A 9,489-nucleotide genomic window follows, 5' to 3' on the forward strand; every position below is an offset into this window, starting at 1 on the left:
CCCCCACGATCCTCAGGAATTTACAATGTCGTTTCGTATCAAAGCCCCGCTGATGGGCGCGACCGCGCTCGTCTCCGCTTTCGGCATGCAGGGCATCGCGCATGCCGATGCCTTTTATCTGGAGGCGCAGTCCGCCACTGGCGCGGGTCGCGCCTTTTCGGGGGAAGCGGCAGATCGTGGCCCGGCCTCCTTATGGTGGAACCCGGCGGCAATCGCCGGCATCACCGACCCAAGCGCCGCGATCAGCGCCACCGCGATCCTGCCCAAGGGCGATGTGATCGACAATGGCACGCTCATCCGCCGCCCCGGCCAGTCGTTCGTGCCGGTGGGCGGCAACGGCGTGTCGCGCGACCCGATCAGCAATGGCGTGCTGCCAAGCGGCGCGTTCGCTTATCCGATCACCGATCGCATCGCGGTAGGCGTGGCGGTAACCTCGCCGTTCAGCTTCACCACCGATTACGATGCCAATAGCTGGGCACGCTACAGCGCGGACAAGACCCGCCTGCGCACGATCGACATCCAGCCCTCGATCGGCGTGAAGGTGACCGACTGGCTGAACGTCGGCGGCGCGCTCAACGTCGAATATACCGATGCCTATCTCAGCAACGCACTGCCCAACGTGCTCGCCTCGCTGCACGATGGCAGCCAGACGCTGAAGGGCCATGGCTGGGATTTCGGCTGGACCGCAGGCGTGCAGTTGCACAACGACATCGCCACCGTCGGCATCAGCTACAAGTCGAGCATCAAGCACACCTTGACCGGCAATCTGAGCATTGCCGGGCTGGTTGGTCCGCTCGCCGGGTCGAACACCTCGCTTTCGGGTGTCCAGGCGCAGTTCAACACGCCGGGCCAAGTGATCGTCGCTGGCCGTTTCCGCGCCACCAACGCGCTGACGCTCAACGCACAGGCAGTCGCCTATAATTGGAGCAAGTTCGACGCGATCCGGCTCGGTGCGCCGCTCAACGTCGCGCTGCCCGAAAATTATCGCGACAGCTTCAGCGTCGCGGGCGGCTTCGACTATGCGGTCAGCCCCAAGGCGACGCTGCGCGCCGGGCTTCAGCGCACCATCACGCCGACGCAGGACGGCCTGCGCGATGCCCGCGTGCCCGATTCGGACCGTTGGACCTATGCGGCCGGTGGCAGCTATCAATTGACCCGCCACATGACGATCGACGCCGGTGCGAATTACGTAAAGTTCGACAACGCCTCGATCGATCGCGTGACCGCAGCCTATGCCGGCACCGCCGCGCAGACGCCGATCCTCACCAACGGCCTGCTGCGCAACGCCCATGCGGTGGTCTTGTCGCTGGGTGGACGCGTAACCTTCTAGTCCAACCGCACGCCCCGGTCCCTTTCGCCGACGCCAGATCGGGGAAGAGGACCGGGATCGGCGTCACTTTCCCCCTGTCTTATCGGGACCGTCGCTGGCACATAGCGCAGCGATGGTCGCATTCTCCTTCTTCCGCCTGCCCAGCGTCTCTGCGTTGGCGCTTCGCCGCGTTTACAGTGCGCTGTTCGCGGCGGCGGCGATGCTGTTGTCACTTGTCGGGCCAGCGCGCGCCGACGATATTTCCGCCACCGGACGCGGGGTGGTGCGCGTCGTCACCATCGCGATCGTCGAGGACGAGGTGGTTGGCTTCGGCCATGGCAGCGGCTTCGCGGTCGCGCCCAACCGCATCGTTACCAACGCGCATGTGGTCGAACTACTGACGCGCTATCCCGGCAATGTTGTGATCGGCATCGTGCCCTCGGAAGGCAGCAAGAGCTATCAGGGCAAGGTGATCGCGATCGACGCGGTCCATGATCTCGCGCTGATCGAATTTTCCGGCGCGCCGCTGCCGCCCGTTGCGCTCTATACCGGGCCGATCTCCGAGGGCGGCATGGTCACCGCGCTGGGTTATCCCGGCAATGTCGATCTCGCGACGGCGCGTTCGGCGGTCGACTACATCCATCCGCTCTCCCCGATCCGCACCGAAGGGGTGTTCTCCGGACGCCGCCAGATGTCGGGGACCGACGTGTTGCTGCACACAGCGGGGATTGCGCGCGGCAATTCGGGCGGGCCGTTGCTCGACCCGTGCGGGCGCGTGATCGGCGTCAACTCGGCGATCACGCGGGGGGAAGAGGGCGATTCGAGCTTCGGCTTCGCCATCGCCGACAGCGAACTCGCCGCCTTCCTCACCAAGGCCAAGCAACCGTTCCAGGCGGTTGGCACGCCCTGCACCAGCATCGCCGAGATCGACAAGGCCGATCGCGAAGCCGACGCGCAAGCCTCCGCCGCCGCCGATGCGGCCAAACGCGATGCGGCTGGCAAAGCCGTGCTGGCGCGCGAGGCGGCGCTCACCGCCGCCCGCGACGCAGCCGACCGGCAGCGCGAGAACGTGATGGCGATCGCCACCCTGATGCTGGTTTTGGGGGCGATGGCGATTGGCGCGGGGGGCCTGCTCGATGCGCAAGCGATGCGGCGCAAGGCGATCTGGGCGTGGGCGATCGGTGGTCTGGTGATGGTTGGCGCGGTGGTCGTGTTCATGCTGCGCCCGACCGGTGCCACCTTGCTTCCTGCCGCAACCCCAGCGGCGGTGGTGCCGCTTGCTCCGACCGTGTCCTCCACCGCGCCGCTCGGCAAATTGCAGTGCCGTTTCGTGCCCGAGCGGAGCCGCGTCGTCTCCTCGTCCACCACCGATCTGACGCTCGACTGGGGCAAGGCAGGCTGCATGAACGGGCGCGTCCAATATGCCGAGAATGGCAGCAAGTGGGACCGCATCCTCGTTCCTGCCGAGGAGCAAACCGTGTCGGTGCTGCAATTCGACCCGGCAACGCTCAGCTATGTCACCACTCGCTATTTTCTCGGTGCGGCCGAGATGGACAGCGTGCGCAAGATTCGCAGCCAGGTGACGCTCAAGGCCTGCTCCGCCGATGAAGCGGACCGCGCCAATCTGGCGACGCAACAATCCGCGATTCGCACCGCCCTGCCCGCCCAGCCCAATGAGAAGATCGTCTACCGCTGTACCCCAGCATCAGGCGCGGCGACCTCAGGCGGCTGACACACGATCCACCCGGGCGGCAAAGCAGCCGGGTTTGGCATTGTGGACGTGGAGATACGCGACACGCGGATCCGAGAAAAACCCATTGATCGCGGTGGCGAGCCCGCTGCCGTCGATCACATCCGCGTCCAGCATCATCCCGGCCGCATCGAACGTACGCACCGACAACAAGCGAATCGCCAGTTGCTCGGGAATGCTGTTGACGAACACCGCCGCAGTCTCGGCCCCTTCGCGAACGAAAATCGCGTGGCACGAGCGATAGGGCGTGGCGACCGGGTGATGCTCGTAATTGAGCAACAGCACGGTCTCGCCCACCGCCGCATCCTCCAGCGTCACGCGGCACGGCGAACCGGGCGCGGCCTCCACCACCATGCGGATCGCTCCCTGCGCGGCCAGGGTCGCATCGCTCTGTCCATAAAGGTGCCGAAAGGGCGCGGGGTCGATGCCCGCAATCACGAAGCCGCTCATTTCACCCGCTCCCGCGTCCGCAGCGCGACCTTGCGGTCAATTCCATAGGCATAGCCGCCGAGCGTTCCGTCGGTACGCTGCGCGCGGTGGCACGGCACGATGATCGACACCGGATTGGCACCGCACGCCGTTCCCGCCGCACGCACCGCTTTGGGGTTGCCGACCGCCGCCGCCAGTTCGGCATAGCTGCGCGTCTCGCCCAGCGGGATCGCGCGCAGCGCCTGCCAGATCGCTTCCTGAAAGGCGGTTCCCTGCACGTCGAGCGGCAAGTCGCGGTCGCGATCGGGCGATTCGACGCTTGCCACCACCTGCGCCGCCAAATCGGCCAGCGCCGCCCCACCCGGCACGATCTCGGCGTGGGGGAAGCGCGCGCGTAGCGCCGCCTCGCCCTCGTCAAACGAGACGCGGCACAACCCCTTGTCGGTCGCGGCCACCAGCATCGCGCCGAGACTGGTATCGGCCACGGTCCAGCGGATCGTCACCCCCGCTCCGCCGCGTTTCCACGCGCTCGGTGTCATGCCCAGCCGCTTGGCCCCACCGTCGTAAAAGCGGCTCGGCGCGGAATAGCCGGCCTCGTAAATCGCCTCGGTCACGCTGGCGGTACGCGCCAGCGCGCGCGCCGCGCGCTGCGCCATCAGGCCGCGCGCATAGGCCGCCGGGGTCACCCCGGTCGCGCGCTTGAACAGACGGTGGAAATGATGCGGTGCATAGCCAACCTGCGCCGCGAGATCCTCAAGCGGCACCACTTCCTCGGCCCCCTCGATCAGCGCAACCGCCCGCGCCACCGCGATCCGGTCGCGCCCGACCGCGTCGGGCACACAACGCAGGCACGCCCGGAACCCCGCCGCGCGGGCTTCCTCGGGCGTGCGGTAGAAAACGACGTTCTCGCGCTTCGGGTGCCGCGCCGGGCAGCTTGGCTTGCAATAAATGCCGGTGGTTTTCACCGCGCCGACAAAGCGCCCATCGGAATGGCGGTCACGCGCTTCGAACGCTTTCCAGGCGGCGTCGGGGTCAAGGGGAAGGGTTTGGGTCATGCGACGATATACGCATGGTCCCGATGCGCCCACATCCCGTGGCTTGCGATCAAAACCGTGCGATCACCCGCCATTCGCCTCGAACAATTCCAGCGTGCGTTCCTTGGCCAGATCGGCGCTTGGCTCGTGATAATCCTTGCGGCGATCCGAATTGAAGCCGTGGCCCGCCTCATACACATAGACCGTCGCCTTGGGCCACGCCTTGGCAATGACCTTTTCGACGCCGTCCATCGCGATATGATCGTCGTGGCGGCCGAAATGCAGGATGACCGGGACCTTCGGTTCCTCATCCGCCGCATCGGGGATCAGGCTGCCATAATAAGCCGAGGCGGCGGCGACATTGTGCAAGCGTGTCGCCGCGAACCACGCGACCGATCCACCATAGCAATAGCCGACCACGAACACCGGCCCGCGCTCGGCAAGCGCATCGATGCAGGTCTGCACGTCGGCAAGCGTCAGGTCGAACGGGTGCAGCTCACGCGCGAGTTGCACGCTGCGGGCAAACCCCTCGCCGGTATAGTCCGCCTCGAACCCGGGATGCTCGCGGTCGAACAGCGCGGGGGCCAACACTTCATAGCCGTCGGCGGCATATTCCTCGCACAGGTCGCGGATATGGTCGGTGACGCCGAAAATCTCTTGGACCAGCACGAGCCCGCCCTTGCGTCGCCCGGTCGGCTCGGCGTGATAGACGCCGACCTCCGCACCATCCGACATGATCCTCTTTTGCATCTGGCCGGTCATAGAATCGCTCCGCCTCACACCCCTGCGACGCAATCGCTACCAACATTGCGAGGGGCGCGAAAGCGGCGCGTCAGGCCGCGCGCACATCCGCGATCAAGCGGTTGATTTGCGTGCGGAGCCGTTCGACGCCGCCCGCCACATCCTCGGCGGTGCGGGTGACATGGTCGGCAGTGTGGCGCGAGCGTTGCGCACGGTCGCGCAACGTCTGCATGTTGGCGGCGGCGTCCGCCGTGCCATCCTCGACCTCGGCGATGGCGAGCGCGATCGCCTGCGTCATGCCGCGCTGCTGGTCGACCGCCGCCGCAACATTGGCCGAGGATTGATCCAGATCCGCCACGAGCGAATCCACCGATTCGATCGTGGCAAGGACAGTGTCGCTGGCAGTACGGACGGCGGCGAGGCGTGCCTCGATCCGGCCGGCGGCGGACTGGGTCTGGCGCGCAAGCCCCTTCACCTCATCGGCGACGACGGCAAAGCCCCGCCCCGCCTCGCCCGCCCGCGCCGCCTCGATCGTGGCGTTGAGCGCCAGCAGATTGGTCTGCCCGGCCACCGCCGTGATCATGTCGAGCACGGTGGCGATTTCCACCACCAACGCGCCCAGCGATTCGGCGCGATCCCGCCCCTCGAGCGTGCGCGCCCGCACCGTTGCCACGCTTGCGCGCGATTCGTTGGCCGCGCGGCTGATGCGGTCGATCGCGCCGGCCAGCGCCGTCGCCGAATGGGCGATGGTGCGCGCGTTGGTCGCGCTCTGTTCGGTCAACGCGGCGGTCGCCATCGCTTGTTCTTCGGTGGTTCCCGCCTCGCCCGCCATCGCCGCTGCCGTCTCGCGGAGCGCGGGACCAGCCGACACCAACTGACTGACCGAAGCGCCCGCTTCCCCTTCGAACACGCGGAACAGCGCATCCAGATGCGCCGCGCGGCGCGCCCGGGCGGCATCCTCGCGCCGTTCGTTCGCGCTCAATGCGTCGGCGGTGCGGCGCGCCTCTTCGCTCAGCCGCCGCGCATCGGCTGAGCGTTGCCGCGCAAACGCCAGCGCGCGCGCGATTTCGCCAATCTCGTCGCTGCGATCGAGCGCCGGTATAGCCACGTCGGCGCGGTCAAGGGTGATGCTGCGAGTCGCCTCGGCAATCAGGGCAAGCGGCTGCTCGACCTGGCGGGCGAGCATCCGCATCCCCCAGAAAGCGACGAGGATCGCAGCCACCGTCACCAGCGCGACCAGAATATAGACTTGGCCAAACCCCGTTTCGAGGGCGCTGCGTTCGCGCAGAGCATCGGCACGGAGATCGGCGATCAGCGTCGCGCTCGTCCCGGTCAACGGATCGATCGCCGCGTACAGCGCGCCACTGACGAAAAAATCGAGCTGATCGGTGCGCCCTGCGCGGAGCAGGACCAGCAGCTTGTCGAGCGCCGCGTCCGCGTCATGCCGCGCCGACTCGACCTGCGCCACTTCCGCCGCGCGGCGCGCGTCGAGGTTGTGATGGACGAAGGCGTCCCAGCTCGACGCGATCTCGGCGCGATTGGCCTCGATCGTCGCCACTGCGCCCGAAGCCGACAGATTGCCGCTGCGCACCTTGTGCGCCGTCAGCAAGGCCGTGGCATAATCGGCATTGACGCGTTGCAACTCGCCGATCGGATAGAGACGGTCCGTGATCAGCGTGCGGACCCCGTGGCTGGTCGCCAGCGTCGTCCCGATCAAGGCCAGCGCAAGCAAGGCCTGCATGCCCAGCAACACCCAGACGATCCGGCGCAACTGAACGCGGATGTTGCCGCGCCCGGTTTGCCAGCGCAAAAACAACAGGCTTAGTCGGCCCCGAAGGACGGTTAGCGAGCGGGGCAGCGCGATGCGGTTCATGAATCACGCTATGGCCGCCAAGGCGCGAACAGATGGTTAAGCCAATGTTACACTTGTGTGAAATACGAACAAAAGCGCTGGCTTGGGGATCGGGGTTCCACACGCGCGCTTTCGACGTCTGCCGCACGACTTGCATCGCGCCCTACCCAATGCTAACCGCCCGCCAACCCATCTGAAGGCGCATTCCCCAACGCCCTCTATTTGCATGGGGCCACCATTCGTGCCCAAGAGGACCCCAATCGCGTGGAGACATCCGGCGGTATTCAAGCAAGCTTAAGCGGACGCTATGCGACCGCGCTCTTCGAGCTTGCCCGTGACAGCAAAGCCATTGACGCGGTCGAGGCGAGCCTTGGCCGCGTTCGCGCTGCCATCGCGCAGTCGAGCGAGTTCGCGCAGTTGATCGGCAGCCCGATCGTTTCGCGCGCCGACGCCGCGCGCGCGGTCGCAGCGGCGGCCGAGATGATCGACGTGGACGACACCACCGCCAAGTTCCTCGGCGTTCTTGCCGAGAACCGGCGCCTGTCGCAATTGCCCGCGATCATCCGCGCCTTCCGCGATCTCGCCGCGCGCCATCGTGGCGAAACGACGGCTGAGGTGACCTCCGCCCATCCGCTAACTGAAGAGCAGGTCGACGCGCTGAAGCAGCAGCTGCGCACCCGCATCGGCACCGATGTCTCGGTCGAGCTCGCGGTCGACCCCACCCTCCTCGGCGGTCTGGTTGTCCAGATCGGTTCGCAACGGATTGACTCTTCGATCCGCACCCGTCTCAATACTCTCGCGCACGCGATGAAAGGTTAAGTCATGGATATCCGCGCCGCAGAAATCTCGAAGGTCATCAAGGACCAGATCGCCAATTTCGGCACCGAAGCGCAGGTTTCGGAAACCGGCCAGGTGCTCAGCGTCGGTGACGGCATCGCCCGCATCTTCGGGCTCGACAACGTCCAGGCGGGCGAAATGGTCGAGTTCTCGAACGGCGTGCAGGGCATGGCGCTCAACCTCGAGGCCGACAATGTCGGCGTCGTGATCTTCGGCTCGGACAGCCAGATCAAGGAAGGCGATGTCGTCAAGCGCACCGGCACGATCGTCGACGTTCCCGTCGGCAAGGGTCTGTTGGGTCGCGTCGTCGATGGTCTCGGCAACCCGATCGACGGCAAGGGCCCGATCGTTTCCGACCAGCGCAGCCGCGTCGAAGTCAAGGCACCGGGCATCATCCCGCGCCAGGGCGTCAACGAGCCGGTGCAGACCGGCCTCAAGGCAATCGACGCGCTCGTCCCCGTCGGCCGTGGCCAGCGCGAGCTGATCATCGGCGATCGCCAGACCGGCAAGTCGGCGGTCGCGATCGACACCTTCATCAACCAGAAGGCGGCGCACCAGGGCGATGACGAGAGCAAGAAGCTCTATTGCATCTATGTCGCCGTCGGCCAGAAGCGCTCGACCGTTGCGCAACTCGTCCGCACGCTGACCGAAAACGGCGCGATGGACTATTCGATCGTCGTCGCCGCAACCGCGTCGGACCCCGCCCCGCTGCAGTTCCTCGCGCCGTACACCGGCTGCGCGATGGGCGAATATTTCCGTGACAACGGCATGCACGCCGTCATCGTCTATGACGATTTGTCGAAGCAGGCCGTTGCGTACCGCCAGATGTCCCTGCTGCTGCGCCGCCCGCCGGGCCGCGAAGCCTATCCCGGCGACGTTTTCTATCTCCACTCGCGTCTCCTCGAGCGTGCGGCGAAGATGAACGATGCCAATGGCGGCGGCTCGCTGACGGCACTGCCGATCATCGAAACCCAGGCAGGCGACGTGTCGGCCTATATCCCGACCAACGTGATTTCGATCACCGATGGCCAGATCTTCCTCGAAACCGACCTGTTCTTCGCGGGCGTCCGCCCGGCGATCAACGTCGGTCTGTCGGTGTCGCGCGTCGGCTCGGCCGCACAGACGAAGGCGATGAAGAAGGTGTCGGGCTCGATCAAGCTCGAGCTCGCCCAGTATCGCGAAATGGCCGCGTTCGCGCAGTTCGGGTCTGACCTCGATGCTTCCACGCAGAAGCTGCTCAACCGCGGCGCCCGCCTGACCGAACTGCTGAAGCAGGCGCAGTTCTCGCCCATGCCGTTCGAAGAGCAGACCGTGTCGATCTTCGCAGGGACCCAGGGCTTCCTCGACACCGTTCCGGTCAACGCCGTCGTCCGCTATGAACAGGCGATGCTGGCTGCGATGCGCAGCGATCACGCCGATCTCCTGAAGGACATTCGCGACAAGCGCGATCTGTCGAAGGAGACGACGGAAGCGCTGAAGACCGCGCTGGGTGCGTTTTCGAAGACGTTTGCGTAATTAACTTTCCCTCTCCCCTTCA

The 9,489-nt window shown here is 66.2% G+C and carries 8 protein-coding genes; 4 read left to right on the forward strand and 4 right to left on the reverse strand.

Features of this window, described 5'->3' with window-relative positions; translation table 11 throughout:
- The first annotated feature begins 25 nt into the window (after positions 1–25).
- Together ON00_RS06240 and ON00_RS06245 are read left to right on the forward strand one after the other, a co-directional pair.
- The gene (locus tag ON00_RS06240) at positions 26–1,330 is read left to right on the forward strand and encodes an OmpP1/FadL family transporter (RefSeq protein WP_010404098.1); all 1,305 of its coding nucleotides are present in this window, start codon (positions 26–28) and stop codon (positions 1,328–1,330) included.
- A 112-nt stretch (positions 1,331–1,442) separates the two neighbouring features.
- Positions 1,443–3,041, forward strand: coding sequence for a S1C family serine protease (locus ON00_RS06245; RefSeq protein WP_010404100.1), 1,599 nt, complete (start codon positions 1,443–1,445; stop codon positions 3,039–3,041).
- Here ON00_RS06245 and ON00_RS06250 read toward each other — a convergent pair.
- From ON00_RS06250 to ON00_RS06265, 4 genes are all read right to left on the reverse strand, one after another.
- A complete protein-coding gene (locus tag ON00_RS06250) occupies positions 3,030–3,509 on the reverse strand; it encodes a DUF1203 domain-containing protein (protein WP_010404102.1) in 480 nt (159 codons plus the stop codon). The genes ON00_RS06245 and ON00_RS06250 overlap by 12 nt on opposite strands.
- Complete coding sequence (ada, locus tag ON00_RS06255) at positions 3,506–4,543, reverse strand: bifunctional DNA-binding transcriptional regulator/O6-methylguanine-DNA methyltransferase Ada (protein ID WP_010404104.1); 1,038 nt, start codon at positions 4,541–4,543, stop codon at positions 3,506–3,508. The genes ON00_RS06250 and ada overlap by 4 nt, the downstream gene beginning before the upstream one ends.
- A 63-nt stretch (positions 4,544–4,606) precedes the next feature.
- Complete coding sequence (locus ON00_RS06260) at positions 4,607–5,284, reverse strand: dienelactone hydrolase family protein (RefSeq protein ID WP_010404106.1); 678 nt, start codon at positions 5,282–5,284, stop codon at positions 4,607–4,609.
- Positions 5,285–5,354: 70 nt separating this feature from the next.
- On the reverse strand, positions 5,355–7,136 hold the full coding sequence (locus ON00_RS06265; RefSeq protein ID WP_010404108.1) for a methyl-accepting chemotaxis protein: 1,782 nt from the start codon (positions 7,134–7,136) through the stop codon (positions 5,355–5,357).
- Between the two features lie 243 nt (positions 7,137–7,379).
- Between ON00_RS06265 and ON00_RS06270 the strand changes: the two genes are divergently transcribed.
- Positions 7,380–7,934, forward strand: coding sequence for a F0F1 ATP synthase subunit delta (locus tag ON00_RS06270; protein ID WP_010404110.1), 555 nt, complete (start codon positions 7,380–7,382; stop codon positions 7,932–7,934).
- A 3-nt stretch (positions 7,935–7,937) separates the two neighbouring features.
- On the forward strand, positions 7,938–9,467 hold the full coding sequence (gene atpA, locus ON00_RS06275; RefSeq protein ID WP_010404112.1) for a F0F1 ATP synthase subunit alpha: 1,530 nt from the start codon (positions 7,938–7,940) through the stop codon (positions 9,465–9,467).
- The last annotated feature ends 22 nt before the right edge of the window (positions 9,468–9,489 follow it).

This window comes from Sphingomonas echinoides ATCC 14820 (assembly GCF_000241465.1).
In the GTDB taxonomy this organism is placed as follows: domain Bacteria; phylum Pseudomonadota; class Alphaproteobacteria; order Sphingomonadales; family Sphingomonadaceae; genus Sphingomonas; species Sphingomonas echinoides.